Consider the following 15,903-nt stretch of genomic DNA (forward strand, 5'->3'; position numbering starts at 1 on the left):
TAGGCCACTACATAGCACAAAATTCAATGATGCGCTCTAACAAAATGAAGACTACTACTATACAATATCTGGTACATTATCTTTTTGATTATTTTTGTCTTTACATCCGAGCCACTATACTTCCCATGCCAATCCCCGTATAAATTTCTAAGCTCTGCCATTCCGTGTGAGATGTTTGCAAGATTTCCTAAAATTCTTCCTGCAATGTCTTGACCTTTTACACCTTCTTTGAGCTTTTTGGGACTTAGATCAATGCTTTCACAAGCTGTTCTCATAAGCTGGTTTAAATCAAGATCCGAGTTGAATTTAATATGCCTTTCATCCAAAATAGTTTTACAGCAGATTTCTAATAGTTCTTTAGCTTTGCCGATTGCTGAATGGGGTGCGGTATTAATGAGTTCATACATTAAGTCCACCTGTATGCTCACATAATTCGTGTTAAATGACTGCTTAATATTATCTATTTGTCCGGCCACGACTCTTTGACCAGATTGAATCTCTCTCCATCCATACACTTTTCGTCCAGAAATGTGATCCTTTTCGCAAATCTCATATCCATCAATCTTTAACAGTTCATTTAATTTGTTTAAAAATTTCATCCAAGGTTGCTTCTCATTCCGAACTGCAGGGTGAAATATTTCGCTTAGAAAAGTAAGGAGAATTTCGTCATCATTTCCGTGGTATAACTCGAACCTTCTATCATTAAATACCCAGCCATTTTCCCAATCATCATTGGCAACAGTGTGCTTCCAAATATCACTTTCTGCATCTTTGTATCTGCTGTCTGTGGATGGAAGTTCTTTTAATTTAAATAATCTGTTTAAAAAGGTAGCTTCATCCAACCGCCCTGAACAGTTCATTTTAAGTTCAGTTTCAACAATTTCTTGGTAATAGAAATAGTCCGGATGTGGCTTGTCCACCATTTCAATGTCAACGAAACCGTTAGTCAGTATATCAAAAATATCAGTGCGCGTTACTTCACTTATTTTATGCAAGTTCATTATCCTCCCTGAGTTATTGCTTTTTATTTATTTCTCGGGACTCTGTGTATCACTTGAGCACGTTAAGGCAATTTAATCTCATACTCGCACAGTGGAGGACTTTCGAAGCGCCCAGATTGTTCCTCTATAAGATTTCTGCATTTTTCCATCATATCCCCCACATTCCGCGCTCATTCTGAGAAAATAAATAGTTAATTTATTCCATTAAGTCCTTGGGTTCCATACCCATTATCTTTAATAGCGTCATGCCCCTTAGTGTATTTAAGCTATCATCAAGATAAAAAGTGTATTCTTCATGTCCAATCTTTATAAAATGCATCTCCTCTAAAGCATACTGTAAGAAAGCAAAGGTCGGGGCATCCTGAAGCTTTGCCCCGTTATAGCCAATTTTGGGGAGTTCACCTGTCCATTCTTTGCGTCCTTTTCTCAGTTTATATTGAATTAAAGCTCGTATCAGCAAGGATACGTTTAATAGCATCATCAGAGCCCTCACTCGATGAGGATGCTTTAAGAAAATAACCGATGCGAGGCAGGGTTCTTTGTAGTATCTGAAATCTATCTCAACCACCATCTGATCTTTGTAATAGGCAACAATATCCTTATCTGAAGCTTCTTCAACGGGTACATTGGAAACCAGCACGAAAGATTGTTCAGATTCTTTCAGTGTTTTAGCCTTTTCTTCGTCAAGTCCTGCCAGAGTGATATGGATTTTCCAAGTCGATTTGTATTCATTTGGAACCTCCACTTTCAACGAAGGTCTACCCGGTCTGCGTTTCAGGGTCTTTGTCTCTTCAAATACGACCTGACACACATAGGCAAGCTTACTGTGCTTTTTGCTAAACCGATCCCATTCCGCTACGGCATCTGCTTCACAGGCAAAGCTCTTTTTCGAACTATCTTCAATGGCCGTCTCCAGGATGTTGCGCTGTCTCTCCAATTTATTGTTATATCGGGATTCCCCTGCGGAAGTCTGGACCACGATGACACGCAAATCGGTTTCCTCAAATCGCTCGCTAAACCCTTGCACGCAATAGTTGCAAGCCTTTTTGCTTTTGCCCAGGACTCCAATATCCTGCCACTGGTTCTCTGTATAGGCTCGTTCTACCATTCTGCTTTCCAATTTATGATAGAAGTTCGCCGGACACCTTGAAATAAATTGGATTCCCTTGGGCTTTTGGAGCATTTTTCTGACCAGATCCGTTGTCATCAGCTTTGAATCCGCTATATAAATCCCTTGGTTCAAGCCGTTTTCCTGTAAATCATGGACAAGATCAATCGCCATTTTGTTCCATTCAATATCCGAAGTGTTCCCATCCATAACTTTTGCAGCGAGCGGTATGCCATGTTCGTTAACGATCTTGCCCACGACCACTTGGGGGCATTCATGCCGATGGTCCTTGTTATATCCCTGTGTAATGTTTAGAGTGGTGTTCTCTGCCATCTGGCTTTCTTCACGAGGCTCTTGTCCTGACTCAATGTCTAATGCGTTATCAAAAACTTGGGGTTCTTCGTCAGCGTATTCCCCATAAAAGGAGACGGTGGTGGTATCGGCATGTAGCCTCTTAAAGGCAATATCATACGTGGTATGGGCACTTAACACAACGGATTTAAAGAGCGTTTCATCTCCGGCAGCTGCAATTTTATCAAGGCAATCCCCCAACGCGTCATCATTGAGGGATCCGACTTTGGCATTTTTACCAAAGAAGTACTCGACATCCACCTCATTGTGATTAAATCGACGTTCAATTTTGTAAAGAGGGGCTCTCATGCTATAGAATGTCGATAAAATGATGGCTTTGGCTAAGTTTCCGGTGTCCATATTAGAACGACTCTTCGTCCCCTCGTCGGTTTGATTGTTGATAATCCCAGTAAAGCCGATATTCTCAAGAAATTTGTTCGCCATGGCCATTAAAAAACTAATCTTCAGGGTCGGTGTACTCTTCTTTGATTCATTTATTTTCATGATGCCATCCCTCTTTTTACAGACTTTTGATAACATCATAAATTACAGGGCTCAGTTTGTCCAGCTATTATTAAAAACCCCATAAAAACCTACAAACCTAATAAATGAACCATTAATTCACTTGCAAAAGAGGATAACGTACAATCGAATAATCAAGTGATAACGCTCAATGAGCATAATTCAAGCGAAAGATATTCTATTGCACATTCCTCATTATTACATCTATGACAATAAAAAACTATTCATCAACAGGTCACACCCGCGGAATGTGGGTAACTATGGCAGTTGCCATGTCTTTAATGCTCGGTCTCGTATTCACTTCCCATAAGTTAGATTTTTTCTCCTCTTAGGTGGTATTAACGTTGCCTCAAGTCTCTCATAATCAACCATTATAATTCTACTACATCTTATGCAGGGCACCGAAGCATGGCCTTTCGCGTCTGAGTATGCAAATACAAATCCCTTTCCACATGCGGGGCATGCCACCACGCCTTTAAGCTGGCCTTCAACCATAAATTAGCGTAAAGTCGCCAATAATGGGGATTCCTCTAAAAATTTCTAGACTACACCTGGCAACCTCATTTTTTTGATGCCAAAGGAATTAAGTAATAACTGCTTATCTTTATCGATCGTCGTTAACGAATACCTTTTTTCTCCACTCGGAAGATGAATCTCTACTAAGCCAATTTTATGTAACTCCCTCAGAATTTTGCGGGCCGATTTTTGGACCTTCTTCTGTTGGGCGATGTAGTCAAGCGCCATAACCACAAAATACGACAGAACACAGATATAGATATGTCCTTTGACTCTCTCTTCCTTCCAATGATACATTGGCCGAATATCAAGGTCGTTTTTGATGATGCGAAAGGCGGTTTCTACCTTATTTAAGTTCTTGTAGATTTTGACGAGTTTGTCACCTTCATATCCTTCTTCATTCGTTTGAATGACAAAGGTACCATCCAAACGTTGATCGGAGTCTAGCTTCTCTTGGTTTACGCTGTACTCTAAAACAAATCCTGAGTGCCCTCTATTGTCATCTTTGCCTTGAACGATAAAATATTTGCCTGCTTTATTAAGCTTTAATAGAGCACCGACTTTTTTCATAATGTCATCACGTGACTTAATCTGGCTTTTCTTACCCTCAGCCAAAGTCTTGTTCAAAGCTTCGAGCCCTTCTTTAATGGTCTCTATGCAGTGGTTTCGATACTCTGTATCATCCGTTCTTTTCTGGGTATTTAGGCATAACAAGAACCTTTGACCCTCAACTGACGGCAAGAACCGTACAAAAAGACTGTCTTGAATCTCCTTCATTTGAGCTTCGTCAATAGCGATATTTTGAAGGTATTTCTTACTCCAGGCCCGAGGGATCGCCATCACGTATTTCTGGTTTAACCCTATAATTGCTTTAATATTTTTTTCGCTTAACATACCTCGGTCTCCAACAAAAATAAACTCCTTAACTTTGTAGGCATTTTTAATTTCTTCCACGATCGTTGATACCGTTGTTTTGTCGGAGGTATTACCTGAGTAGATTTTACATTTAATCGGGAATCCATCGGGGGTAGTAACCAGTCCGATGACCAGTTGCTCACGATCACCTCTATGGTCTCGAGAGTAGCCGTAGTCTGCAATGATACATTGATGACCTTCGAAATAGGAACTTGTAATATCGTAGTAAAGTTCCTGCATATTCTGCTGAAATACAGTCTCAGCCCATTGATAAAGACATTGCTCGACAATCGGAAAATTATCGTTTAAAGCCTCGAGCGAACGGTAAATTGTTTGTAAATCAGGCAGCGTCGCATCCTTACCAAGAAAATGTTGGATGGGGGTTGCATCGAGCCACTCTGTCAGAGCTAATTTACTGTCTGGTTGAATAATACGCTGAAAAATCATGGTCTTCAGGCAAGTTAAGGTCGTATCAGTCGAAATGTGTTTGTCCTTTGACTTAAAGCGGCTCTTAAAAAGATCGAACATACCAAGCCGTTCAAAGATCGAATGGATCAAGAAAAAGGCGCCATAGGGTACAGCACTCGAGAAATCAACCTTGTTCAGGTTAGTAAATGAGTCGAAATCCTTAGAGAAGACGATTTTGAGCTTTTCGGCAATCTCTAGGTCTACACTACCAAAGTATAAGAGTCGTCTATGCTTCACTTTCCCACTATCTCGGTAAGCTTCAACTAATTCGGCAAAGTAGTAGGTCTTTCCACTCTTGGTACGAGGCGTAACTTTTACAAACAAAGTGATCCCCCCTAGTAGTCTACACTACTATTATAGAGGAAAAACCTTTCAATATCAATATATTTTAGCCAATATTTACTTATTATTTCGTCATAAGTCTATACTACATGAAGATCAAGAAGTGGCTAAATTACCGGGTTTGTTGATAGTAAAGGGCACTTATGGTTGAAGTCCAGTTTAAGATCCATTTCTGTCATTTGTATTCCTCCTCTTCACCTATCAAAATTACTTACTCTTCTATATTTTTATAAGTTAGCTTTTTCGCGGTATTGCGATCAATACGATAAAAAATATATGTTTAGAAGAATATACACTGATCTACCTCTTGTTTTATAGTCTTCATATCTTTGATATAGCCAAAGTTTTTTAACTTTATCTCTGCTGCTTGACGGGATACTTCAAAAACATTGGCAACTAACAAAGGGAAATCTCTCCTGGCGAACAAGTCGGTCTCAGCGTCTTCCCCAACCACGATTCGTTTGTTTCTTATACCCGCTTGGTTTAATAGTTGTTCTGCCATAACTTTGAACGGTGTTTTCGGCATAGCAATCGCTGAAGCCATGTAGTCTGCTTGGTATTCCATCCAATCTTCGGAGGTTGTATGCCTTCGATAGGCAAAGTTTTCTACCGAATTGACTCTGCATTTAATAACACTATGTTGATGTTGATTATCTATAAAATCAAGACTAAGCTGACCTTTGTTTCGAGCGTAGACTCCCCGATGACACCACCAATGCCCTCCGCCTTCATGCAAAGCGGTAAATCGTAATCGACCGATTTTGTCGGATGCTAAAAGATGATTATCGATCATGACGGTCCCTTCGGTGATTTCGATACTTGTCTCACACCCTAGTTCGTTATCGTATACCTGTACTCTCCCATCATCAAAGGCAATCATTCCAAGAATTGTTGCATTGGCAGTTATGTCGGTATACCGTAAATTCACTCCAAGATACAATTCCAAAAAATGCTCATAGTTAATAGGCTGTGGTTCTTTGATAAGAGTGGGCTTATAATCCATAATTAGCAATTCAGCAAGCTCGTCCATTTCCTTGGCGCTCATGACTGGAACATTATTTTTATCTTTTTTTCTCCATGAAAATTCTAGCATAAAATTACTCCTTATCCTTTTTGCTAATCTCTTCAATAATGCGTTTCCAATCATCCACCGTTACATCGTTTTGTTTAGCTTTACGAAGTGCCATCCTTACATAGGGAGCGACCTCAGAGTCCATGATATACTCTGGCAAATCAGGAGATACACCTCCTTTACGTTCTTTGCCCGCTAAATCATACAATGTTTCCTGATCCTCAGCCGATAGTTTTAATTCCTTAATCAGCAATTCCATTTTGTCATTATCCATCGGGTAACGCCGATTGTTTTCGATGTCACTTAGATAAGCAGGAGAAAATCCAATCCTGTCACACATATCTCTAAGAGTAATTTCTAATACCAATCGTTTTGATTTAATGAAATCACCGAATCTGACATCCTTTTGATCCATATCTTTCACCCCCAAAAAGGTTATTTACTAATTTGCTATTTCGCTTCTTTGCTAACAAGCTTAATATAACATATCCCTGTTTTCTTGTACATGCGTAAATTTTACCAACTCTACCAGGTCATGACCACTATCCATTTATATTGGCGAACAACAGCCAAGTTTACCAATAAGCAACTACAAGTACCAAAATGGAAAAGATATGCTCAGCAAATTTTTTTCTGCCGAGCCATCTCTCTAGTTTACGTATTCTCAACTTCCCTCCTTGGGATGGAGGAAACCTAGACATACACTCTATCTCCCCAACACTCCTTCATAAAGCCGCCGGGTGTGTCCGGAACCAGATTTATTTGATACGTCAGGACGTGTGGGGCAAATCTACCGATTGAGAACAGTGGGATGGGGGAAATTCTAGTGGACACCCAATCCCGCAACATCACTTCATAGCTGCCGAGTGTGCCCCTATGGCTTTATTGTTAGGGTTGCTAGTGCTGGATAAACGAACAAATTAACAAGACCGCCTGACTACAGGCGGTCTTAACTTATAATCATTTCAATATTCGCAGTCATCTCCTTTAACAGGTTGTAGTCGTTGAACAGAAAAACATGCAGAATATCAGAAAACAAAAGAGTAAATACTAGAGAAGGTGGAATATAATAATGGAGGTTTGATTATGAGCGACTTACAACAACAATATAATCCAGGCAATACAGAGCAAGTTCCTTTTGGAGCCGTCCAACACAACTTGTCCGATATTTTGCCTTCCGCTTCCGAAATTGGTCACCTTTGGACTAGTTACTTAGCGGAATCTATGGCTGCGTGTTTTCTCAAATATTATGTAGCTAAATCTAAAGACCCCGATATTCACGCTGTTTTGCAACGCGCACTTGATGTCTCAAGCCAACGGATAAACACTATGGAGAACATCTTTAATTCGATTCATCATCCTATTCCCGAAGCCTACGGTGAAAAGGACGTTGACGTCAATGCTAAACAGTTGTTTTCCGAGTCTTTTACACTTCAATATACTAGACTGATGCACAAGTTTATCTTAATAAATTATAGCAAATCATTAAGTGCATCGTCTCGTTCTGACGTTCGTAGTTATTTTTCTGAATGCCTAAATACTGCTCAGGAGGTCCATCAAAAAGCAACGGAGGTATTATTAGCAAAAGGTTTATTGGAGAAATCTCCTAGCATTGTGATTCCTGACAGGGTAGACTTTGTGCACAACCAGGATTATCTTGGTTCTATTTTGGGTATTGGAAAGCATCGACCGCTTAATGCCCTGGAAATCAGTCACCTCGTCACCTTGATAGAGACAAAGCAGTTATTGAAAACCCTGAATTTAGGTTATGCTCAAGTGGTTAAGTCAGAGAAGGTTAAGCGTTTTATATCCCAAGCAAAACAAACCGCTGATAAGCAACTAAAGAAACTTAGTTCTTATTTAGAAGATGAAGATTTACCTGAACCAATAATAACCTCCAATTTAGTGACCGACTCTACTGAATCACCCTATAGTGATAAATTAATCCTGTGTCACGTCACCGTTGTAATAGGGACTATTATTGCTGAATTCGGGCTTTCGGCGTCCAATACTGCCAGGAAAGATTTGGCCGCTACCTTCGCTAATTTATTAATTGAGGCTCTTGCTTTAGCAAAGGACGGAGCAGAATTAATGATTGAAAGCGGGTGGCTAGAGAAAGTTCCCCAAACAGCTAATCGTAAAGAATTAATGAACTGAGTGAGTACAATCACTGAAACTCCGAGAGGCCTTAGTCAGCTTTCCGAACCAGATCACGCAAATAATTCATGAGATCTTCCGAAAGATCCCCCCTACGCAAAGCATATTCGATGGTCGCTTCCACAAAGCATTAGCTTGTCTCCTACGTCATATCTTAGGCCTTCGAACTCATATGCGAGGATTTCTTGATATCGACCCAGTTCCTTAATTCCATCCGTGAGTTGAATCTCCCCGCCCCTCCCTGGTGGAAGGGCACTCAAAATATCAAAGATCTCTGGATTTAAGATATACCTTCCCAAAATGGCTAAGCGAGTTTCTGGGGCATCCTCTGATAGAGGTTTCTCCACCATATTCTTAGCTCGATAAAGCCGATCGGCAAACTTTTCGCCATCTACGATCCCGTATTTGGACGTATCCTCGATCGGAACTTCCTGTACCCCTACGATACTGGCGCCATAGCGCTCGTAATGATTCATCATTTGGCGCAGAGCAGGCACTTCGGAGTAAATGACATCATCTCCCAAAAGGACCGCAAACGGTTCATTTCCAATAAATTTGCGGGCGCTATAGATCGCATGTCCCAAGCCTAATGCTTCTTTTTGCCGCACATAATAAATATCCGCCATCCGGGCGACATCCTTAACTAAATCCAGAAGTTCCTCTTTCGCGTTCTTTTCTAAAAACACCTCTAGTTCCATCGAGCGGTCAAAGTGGTCTTCGATGGCTCGCTTATTCCGCCCGGTAACAATAACAATGTCTTCGATTCCGGATTGAATAGCCTCTTCCACAATATATTGAATGGTTGGCTTATCCACGATGGGCAGCATTTCTTTCGGTTGGGCCTTTTATTTTTTTCCAACTTAACCAAAGCAGTGGGTACTATTTCAGGAGTCGGTGGGTTGAGCGAATCCAGGTGGTCACCGAATCCAGCAACATCAATTCAAGCCGCCGGGTTGGCTGGACTGCTTTATTGGTAGCGTCAGAAACGATCGGACAAAGCGACAGAATCACAAGGCCACCTGATTCAAACAGGTGGCCTAACTCTTAATTAACACGTCCTTCGAATCTTTCTTATTACATCATGCGGGTCCTTTTTTGATTTTATAATGGTTCTTTTTGCTACTTCGATACATTGCCGCCATATTTGGATTGGCCAGTATCGTTAATCGGAGAAGATTCGATCGTATCTCTCTTACAGTACTTTGATTGGTATTCCTGTTATTGGCGATGACAGTATCAAAAAGATCCTGATAATAGGTAATTTGGTCCCTCATCTTGTCAATTGATTGCTTATTTTCTCTCTGCAAGCGGTTCATTTTCCGCACTTCTATTAATACGAGTAGGTTCTGTTCATCTGCTTCCACGAGGCTATCCCTCCAACCCATATTAATTCATATTATTCAGCGATAACTCATTGTGTAACAGGACCCTATAAGGCATCGCGTACTCTTATTTACCGAGTCCTTTCCAATGTTCATAGGCATCACTTAATTCCGTTAGACCAATGGATTTATCTTTCGCTTGTATAGCACCCCTAAGCCTAGCAATATTGCTTGAGAAGGCATTAATTTCATCACGTTCTGAACTAAATTGTACTCTGTTAACGACCTTGTTCCATACTCTATTTAAATTATCAGTATCTAGCTTAGCCGCTTCCCAATTTTCGTGATTGATATCCTGTACAAGCGTTTCAATGGATTGGGGGATATTGTCTTCTCCCCCTAGGGGTTGTTTTAATAAATCACCACTTAACATGACCATGACAAAGAAAACGAGTGTGACTATTGGAATAGATATCACCAAAAACCGTCTCATAAAATCATCTCCTTAGTAGGGCCCCTTATAATCACCAATATCTGTCATATTCTTAAGATGATCCTCGTACTTGTCCACATACAAACTCCCTGATGGATTTATGGTTGCCAAGAAAACGTCTGATATGTCACTTATTCCCTGCTTTTTGAGCTCCTTAAGGAGCCAATTTTTGTCTTTCTTAAGCTGTTTTAAGTTCTCTTCTACAAGAAGACCATCGTAAATTAATTCGGAACTTATTCCTGAGGGGGAAACTGCAATGTTCATGTCCTTGGGAGTTAAAGGCAGGTGTTCCGGTTTTAATAAAACAGAAATCTGCCCGTTGGGCTCTATAATTGCAAAGTCGACTTGGGTTACATCAAATACACCTTTGTTCCTGAGCAGTTCTAAAATCTCTGATATCCTATATTTCATTTTCTTTAACACATTCTCCATAATTTTGCCGTTCATGATGACGATCGTCGGTTCACCCTCTAAAAATTTAGCAGCATAGCGCCATTTTGAGGATATGGTTTCCATCAAGTATCCTAAGACACACCAAGTTAAAAGGCCTACAAAATGTGGCCACGCCCGACTGGATAAATCGGTTGTTAAGGTAGCGGCAATGGAACCAATTGTAATCCCGAGTACATAATCGAAAAAGTTAAGCTGACTTATCTGTTCTTTGCCAATAATTCTTGCAAAGATCAGAAGAGAGAAAAAACCTATAAAAGCTCTAACAATTACCACTAAACCCTCATCCATATTAACCTCCATAATTCGCATAGTATAAGGGTATTATCTGACATAAATAAATCTTTATACTACAACCATTACGCTCAAATATTAATGCACTCCCTATTTAAAGTGGAGTAATATGGAACCACGGTTATGGGAGAATAGCTTATCTGAAAACAGGTCAGGGCACATTCCCTTACATTTAGTTTGTTACTGAGATATTGCAGTTGTACGACTTAAACTTCTAACCCTTAATTGACTCCCAATCGATGCTAATCCGAACCCAATACTCTTTATAATATCTGCATTCATAATAATTTGGCTAGCCCTTATTGTTGAATATGAGGTGCCAGTGTTAATGTTATTTTTAAATTCTGCAGTCCCAACGATTGCCACATGAACAAAGATTAGACTCGCAATAAAAAAAAGCCAGCTTGCAGTTGCAATTGTATATGCTGATTTTTCCGAGGATTTAATCATAAATAGTTTATCAATTATAGATTGCTCAGCTTGATAGGTAGAAACTATTGCCAATATTGTACCAATAAGAAAAATAATATCACCCATTCTTTCTTCGTATACCAAACTAATATCTAGTTGTACATTGGTTGTATTATTTATAGTCAACATCATCACTTCCTTTACAGTTTATACTATAAAAATAGTTCAGAACTGCTCCCTAATTCGCATCAAAATGGCTTCAAGTCTACTTTTTTCGTTGTCACTAATTCTGTAGGCCCCAGAATGATGAACTGGGATTCATGTAAGTAGTCAAAAAACAGGACAGCCCAAGCCATATGAGATGGTGAATAATCAATCATGACTAGGATCTGCATTTTCATTAGTTGGAATATCCGTCTTTTCCGCTATTACTTTTGATTTTGGTGTTATTATTCCTAGTTTAGGAGTGTTTCCTCGTGGATTCTAAATTCAATTATATCCAAGTAGTGAGTTCGGTAAGCTGGTAGGTTTTGTCTATTCACCTCCGCATAATAGACCAAATCCCGGGCATGATATTTATAACTAAATCGTTTGTCTTACTTTGCTCTTGTCGTTTTACGGTGGGGGCCTTTTTTATATCCCGAATAGGGTAATATAGTTCCATACCATATCTTGTTGTTTCTGTTGATTCACAACCTACCTTAGTTTACCAACTCAAAATAAGAATTAAAAAGGAAGTAATTGTAATACTAAGGTTAGCTAATTGGAGGTTGATAATATGACGGTTGCTTCGCAGGTAAAACAAACTCTAGCCACTTTAAAAGGAGTTCGTGCAACGTTAGGTATGTATACAGCCCAAACAAGGGATGACGAAACCCAATCAGTTTACACTAATTCTCTAGAAATGACCGATAACATTATCAGTGATTTGGAAGATCAACTAAAAACTCTTGAATTTGAAGAACCACAGTATAAAGGTAATTAAAAGGGTGTGAAACTATGCAGGAACCGCTGGCGGTCATTATTAGATCACTTTCTCTATTTGTTTTAGTAGGGTTATCAATAAGACTTATAGGAAAAAGAAATATAAGCAGAGTAAAACCGTTTAACTTTATGAGCTATATAGTTTTAGCCATCGTGGCTACTCTAATGTCCTTAAACCTAGTAAATATCATTTCCGGGTTTATAGTTTTGCTAACCTGGCTTGTCCTTCCTATAGCCCTTGATTATTTATCGATCAAGAGTGAAGTGATCCATCAATTGATCAATGGAAAAGAAACCGTCTTGATTAAGCATGGCAAGATCATGGAAGAAAACCTTATCCAACTCAGAATGACCGGAGAAGACCTTCTAGCAGAACTAAGATCAAAGAACATCTTTAATCTTACCGACGTAGAATTTGCAGTCATGGAAACAAACGGTGAGCTTAATACTTATCTTAAATCTGATAAAAAACCAGTAACTGCACACGATTTAAGTCAAAAGGTAACCCCTCAGGCTGAACCACAAACCGTAATCATGGATGGAAACATCCTCAATGAGCCTCTTTTCTCGTTAGGTCTTAACCAGGAATGGCTTAAAGTCGAACTTGAGAAAATGGGAGTTGCCCTCGAAAATGTGTTTCTCGCGCAGGTCGACTCGTCTGGAGACTTATTCCTGGACCTTTTTGATGATGCCGTGGAACTTCCCCAACCAAAGGTTAAAGAGTTACTATATGCTAACCTTCAAAAGGTTCAAGCAGACCTTTCAACGTTTTCTTTACAAACTGACAATAAAACTGCCAAGGGCATGTACCTGAGAAACTCTCAAAAGCTCCAGAATCTTCTCGATAAATTACGCCCTTACTTGTTAAATTAGGAAATTAAGAGGTGTTACATGTCCGAGAAAAAGAAAAAAAATCTTACTCCTACTCAGCTGGAATACCAGGCATTTGCCCAGGCAAGGGAACCAAAAAGACCGATTGTCTTAAATTGTCTTAAGGCTTTTTTTGTAGGAGGTCTCATTTGCGTAATCGGTCAGGGTATACAGATGTTCTTTGTTATCTACTTTCATTTTTCCCAAGAAAGTGCAGGAAACCCTACTGTAGCAGTTTTAATAATACTGACGGTTTTACTCACTGGTTTCGGTGTTTTTGACCATATTGCCCAATGGGCCGGAGCTGGTACTATCATTCCAGTGACTGGTTTTGCTAATACAATGGCATCCGCTGCTATCGACCACCGAAGTGAAGGTTTTGTTCTTGGTGTAGGTGGCAATATGTTTAAACTAGCAGGTCCCGTGATCGTTTATGGTGTATTCTCTGCTTTTGTTGTCTCAATCGTTGTCATAATTTTTAGAGCATTGGGTGTGATGTAAATGCTACAAGGTCATCAAACTTGGGTTTTTAAGTCAAGGCCTACAATTATTTCCTCCGCGGCCGTGGGAGGCCCCCACGAAGCACAGGGTCCTTTGGCTGGTGATTTTGATCTCCTCCATGAAGATTTCTGGTTGGGGCAAGACAGCTTTGAAAAAGCGGAAAAGAAACTACAGGAACAAGCCTGTGAGACAGCGATTAAAAAGGCGAATATGAAAAAAGAGGATGTTCAGTTCCTGATGGCTGGGGATCTAATGAACCAAACTGTTCCCAGTAGTTTTGCTGCTCGTACACTGGGTGTTCCATTCCTTGGTATTTACGGTGCATGTTCTACTTCAATGGAAGGTTTGGCTTTGGCTTCCCTTCTTGTCGATAGCAAATTCGCAAAAAACGTTCTCGTTTGTACATCGAGTCATAATGCTGCTTCAGAAAAACAATACAGGTACCCGACGGAATACTGTGCCCAAAAGCCGCCTACTGCCCAATGGACTGTTACGGGGTCAGGTGCCGCCTTGGTAACGGATCACGGAGAGGGTCCGGAAGTAACAACAGCTACTATCGGTCGAGTCATTGATATGGGCCTTACCGACCCTTTTAATATGGGTGCAGCAATGGCTCCAGCGGCAGTTGATACTATTGAGGCTCATTTTAGGGACTTAAAGAGAGACCCTTCCTATTATGACGTTATTGCAACCGGTGACTTAGGAAGAGTAGGCCATAGAATCGCTGGTGACTTATTGAAGAAACATGGTTTGGACATCCCCGAAGAGATTTTTACAGACTGTGGGATTTTAATTTATAGGGAGGATCAACCTGGGGTATTAGCAGGAGGAAGTGGGTGTGGCTGTGCTGCGACGACAACGTTTGGGCATTTTTTGAATCAGATGCGTAAAGGGGAACTGAAAAAAATATTAGTCATCGCAACAGGTGCCCTATTATCACCTATGTCTTACCAGCAGAAAGAAAGTATTCCATCAGTTGCTCATGCGGTAAGTATCGAACTATAAGGAGCGATCACAATGGAAAAATTTCTATGGGTATTTTTGATTGGTGGAACTATTTGTGTCATTGGACAATTATTATTGGATGGGCTTAAATTAACTCCTGCTCACACAACAGTTACTTTAGTCATTACAGGAGCAATTTTGGGAGGATTAGGTCTTTATGATCCACTGATTAAATTTGCCGGTGCAGGAGCGACCGTACCGATTAGCAGTTTCGGGAATTCGTTGGTCAAGGGTGCTCTCAAGGAATTTGATTCTACCGGTCCTATCGGAGTCCTTACTGGTATTTTTCAGATTACCAGTGCAGGCATATCAGCGGCAATTATTTTCGCCTTCATGGGGGCACTCATTTTCAGACCTAAGGGTTAAAGTGATACTCTAATAAGGAGGTGATTAAAAGATGACAGTTGGAACCCAGATGCAACAAGCGATAGCAACAGTTCAAAGCGCAGCGGCAACCATGAAGACGTTTGCTCTAGAAACTCAGGATCAGAAGGCTAAAAAGAGCTTTGAAAAGCTTGCTCAAACATTTGATTCTGCTCTAAACGAGTTAAACGGAAGAGAGCAATATATCGGACAACAGGAACCCCAGTATAAGCAATAAGCAGTTATGAAAGTTAAAAATAGAAATAAAGCAGGAATTTCCTGCTTTATTTCTATTTTATGTGTTCCCCAAGGACATCATGATTTATACAAGGAGGGTAGATCCAAACCCTGGCGCGTACAAGCCTGGCAACAGCCCACTTGTATGTAAGAAAGTATTGATCTTTATTCATAACTTAAACCCAATATATCCTTGATCAGATATTGTATGCCTTTCATCGGGCTGGGTATCTTGACACCCATAGTTTGCAGCAGGCTCAATATGAAAGCCAATAGTAATAAAAGCGAAAAAACAGTAAGTTCACGCCAATATTTTTTCTTCTCATCCGATTCCACAAGGCTATCCCTCCTAGAGCCCTTCATAGTATTCATAGTATTCATTTGTAAATTATTGTGCAACAGAAAAGGGGGTATTTACTGGAAAAGGAAGATCCCTTTTTCACAGGATAGAAAATCCTTGGCTGGAGAAAATAAACTGCATATAACAGTTTTATATTTCCGATTGAAATGGAGGCTGATTT

17 protein-coding genes and 1 pseudogene are annotated in these 15,903 nt (G+C 40.1%); 7 read left to right on the top strand and 11 right to left on the bottom strand.

Features of this window, described 5'->3' with window-relative positions:
* Nucleotides 1–23: 23 nt before the first annotated feature.
* The 5 genes from ACYQ3Q_RS03770 to ACYQ3Q_RS03790 all read right to left on the bottom strand — a co-directional run bounded on the left by ACYQ3Q_RS03770 (nt 24) and on the right by ACYQ3Q_RS03790 (nt 6,710).
* On the bottom strand, nt 24–995 hold the full coding sequence (locus ACYQ3Q_RS03770) for an abortive infection family protein (protein ID WP_459927320.1): 972 nt from the start codon (nt 993–995) through the stop codon (nt 24–26).
* Between the two features lie 202 nt (nt 996–1,197).
* Nucleotides 1,198–2,964: an IS1634 family transposase gene (locus ACYQ3Q_RS03775; RefSeq protein ID WP_459927321.1), complete on the bottom strand. Its 1,767-nt coding sequence runs from the start codon at nt 2,962–2,964 to the stop codon at nt 1,198–1,200.
* A gap of 558 nt (nt 2,965–3,522) precedes the next feature.
* Nucleotides 3,523–5,205 carry an IS1634 family transposase gene (locus ACYQ3Q_RS03780; RefSeq protein WP_459927322.1) on the bottom strand — a complete coding sequence of 561 codons (1,683 nt, stop codon included), beginning with the start codon at nt 5,203–5,205 and terminating at the stop codon, nt 3,523–3,525.
* A 298-nt stretch (nt 5,206–5,503) separates the two neighbouring features.
* Nucleotides 5,504–6,316, bottom strand: coding sequence for an ImmA/IrrE family metallo-endopeptidase (locus ACYQ3Q_RS03785; protein WP_459927323.1), 813 nt, complete (start codon nt 6,314–6,316; stop codon nt 5,504–5,506).
* A 4-nt stretch (nt 6,317–6,320) separates the two neighbouring features.
* Nucleotides 6,321–6,710 (bottom strand): helix-turn-helix domain-containing protein, encoded by a 390-nt coding sequence (locus ACYQ3Q_RS03790; protein WP_459927324.1) that lies wholly within the window; start codon nt 6,708–6,710, stop codon nt 6,321–6,323.
* 671 nt (nt 6,711–7,381) lie between these two features.
* Between ACYQ3Q_RS03790 and ACYQ3Q_RS03795 the strand changes: the two genes are divergently transcribed.
* Entirely contained in the window at nt 7,382–8,452 is a 1,071-nt protein-coding gene (locus tag ACYQ3Q_RS03795) for a DUF3231 family protein (RefSeq protein ID WP_459927325.1), read from the top strand.
* Between the two features lie 31 nt (nt 8,453–8,483).
* Here the strand turns inward: ACYQ3Q_RS03795 and galU are convergent.
* The 5 genes and pseudogenes from galU to ACYQ3Q_RS03820 form a co-directional block, all read right to left on the bottom strand.
* Nucleotides 8,484–9,297, bottom strand: a pseudogene (galU, locus tag ACYQ3Q_RS03800) (UTP--glucose-1-phosphate uridylyltransferase GalU); the annotation flags it as partial.
* Between the two features lie 234 nt (nt 9,298–9,531).
* Complete coding sequence (locus tag ACYQ3Q_RS03805) at nt 9,532–9,816, bottom strand: hypothetical protein (protein ID WP_459927326.1); 285 nt, start codon at nt 9,814–9,816, stop codon at nt 9,532–9,534.
* 85 nt (nt 9,817–9,901) lie between these two features.
* Complete coding sequence (locus ACYQ3Q_RS03810) at nt 9,902–10,267, bottom strand: DUF4363 family protein (protein WP_459927327.1); 366 nt, start codon at nt 10,265–10,267, stop codon at nt 9,902–9,904.
* 12 nt (nt 10,268–10,279) lie between these two features.
* Nucleotides 10,280–11,008, bottom strand: a complete 729-nt coding sequence (locus ACYQ3Q_RS03815) for a YetF domain-containing protein (protein ID WP_459927328.1) — start codon at nt 11,006–11,008, stop codon at nt 10,280–10,282.
* Between the two features lie 183 nt (nt 11,009–11,191).
* Nucleotides 11,192–11,608, bottom strand: a complete 417-nt coding sequence (locus ACYQ3Q_RS03820) for a hypothetical protein (RefSeq protein WP_459927329.1) — start codon at nt 11,606–11,608, stop codon at nt 11,192–11,194.
* Nucleotides 11,609–12,200: 592 nt separating this feature from the next.
* Between ACYQ3Q_RS03820 and ACYQ3Q_RS03825 the strand changes: the two genes are divergently transcribed.
* From ACYQ3Q_RS03825 to ACYQ3Q_RS03850, 6 genes are read left to right on the top strand one after another with little or no spacing between them, the layout of a single operon-like run.
* Nucleotides 12,201–12,407 (top strand): DUF1657 domain-containing protein, encoded by a 207-nt coding sequence (locus tag ACYQ3Q_RS03825; RefSeq protein WP_459927330.1) that lies wholly within the window; start codon nt 12,201–12,203, stop codon nt 12,405–12,407.
* 14 nt (nt 12,408–12,421) lie between these two features.
* Nucleotides 12,422–13,279, top strand: a complete 858-nt coding sequence (locus ACYQ3Q_RS03830) for a DUF421 domain-containing protein (RefSeq protein ID WP_459927331.1) — start codon at nt 12,422–12,424, stop codon at nt 13,277–13,279.
* 18 nt (nt 13,280–13,297) lie between these two features.
* Nucleotides 13,298–13,777, top strand: a complete 480-nt coding sequence (gene spoVAC, locus ACYQ3Q_RS03835) for a stage V sporulation protein AC (RefSeq protein ID WP_459927332.1) — start codon at nt 13,298–13,300, stop codon at nt 13,775–13,777.
* The gene (spoVAD, locus tag ACYQ3Q_RS03840; RefSeq protein WP_459927333.1) at nt 13,778–14,782 is read left to right on the top strand and encodes a stage V sporulation protein AD; all 1,005 of its coding nucleotides are present in this window, start codon (nt 13,778–13,780) and stop codon (nt 14,780–14,782) included. It abuts the gene before it with no gap.
* A 12-nt stretch (nt 14,783–14,794) separates the two neighbouring features.
* A complete protein-coding gene (gene spoVAE, locus ACYQ3Q_RS03845; protein WP_459927334.1) occupies nt 14,795–15,148 on the top strand; it encodes a stage V sporulation protein AE in 354 nt (117 codons plus the stop codon).
* Between the two features lie 31 nt (nt 15,149–15,179).
* Nucleotides 15,180–15,383: a DUF1657 domain-containing protein gene (locus ACYQ3Q_RS03850; RefSeq protein WP_459927335.1), complete on the top strand. Its 204-nt coding sequence runs from the start codon at nt 15,180–15,182 to the stop codon at nt 15,381–15,383.
* Between the two features lie 164 nt (nt 15,384–15,547).
* Here ACYQ3Q_RS03850 and ACYQ3Q_RS03855 read toward each other — a convergent pair whose 3' ends face one another.
* The gene (locus ACYQ3Q_RS03855) at nt 15,548–15,718 is read right to left on the bottom strand and encodes a hypothetical protein (protein ID WP_459927336.1); all 171 of its coding nucleotides are present in this window, start codon (nt 15,716–15,718) and stop codon (nt 15,548–15,550) included.
* Between the last annotated feature and the right edge of the window lie 185 nt (nt 15,719–15,903).

This window comes from Desulfosporosinus burensis, from assembly GCF_054657535.1.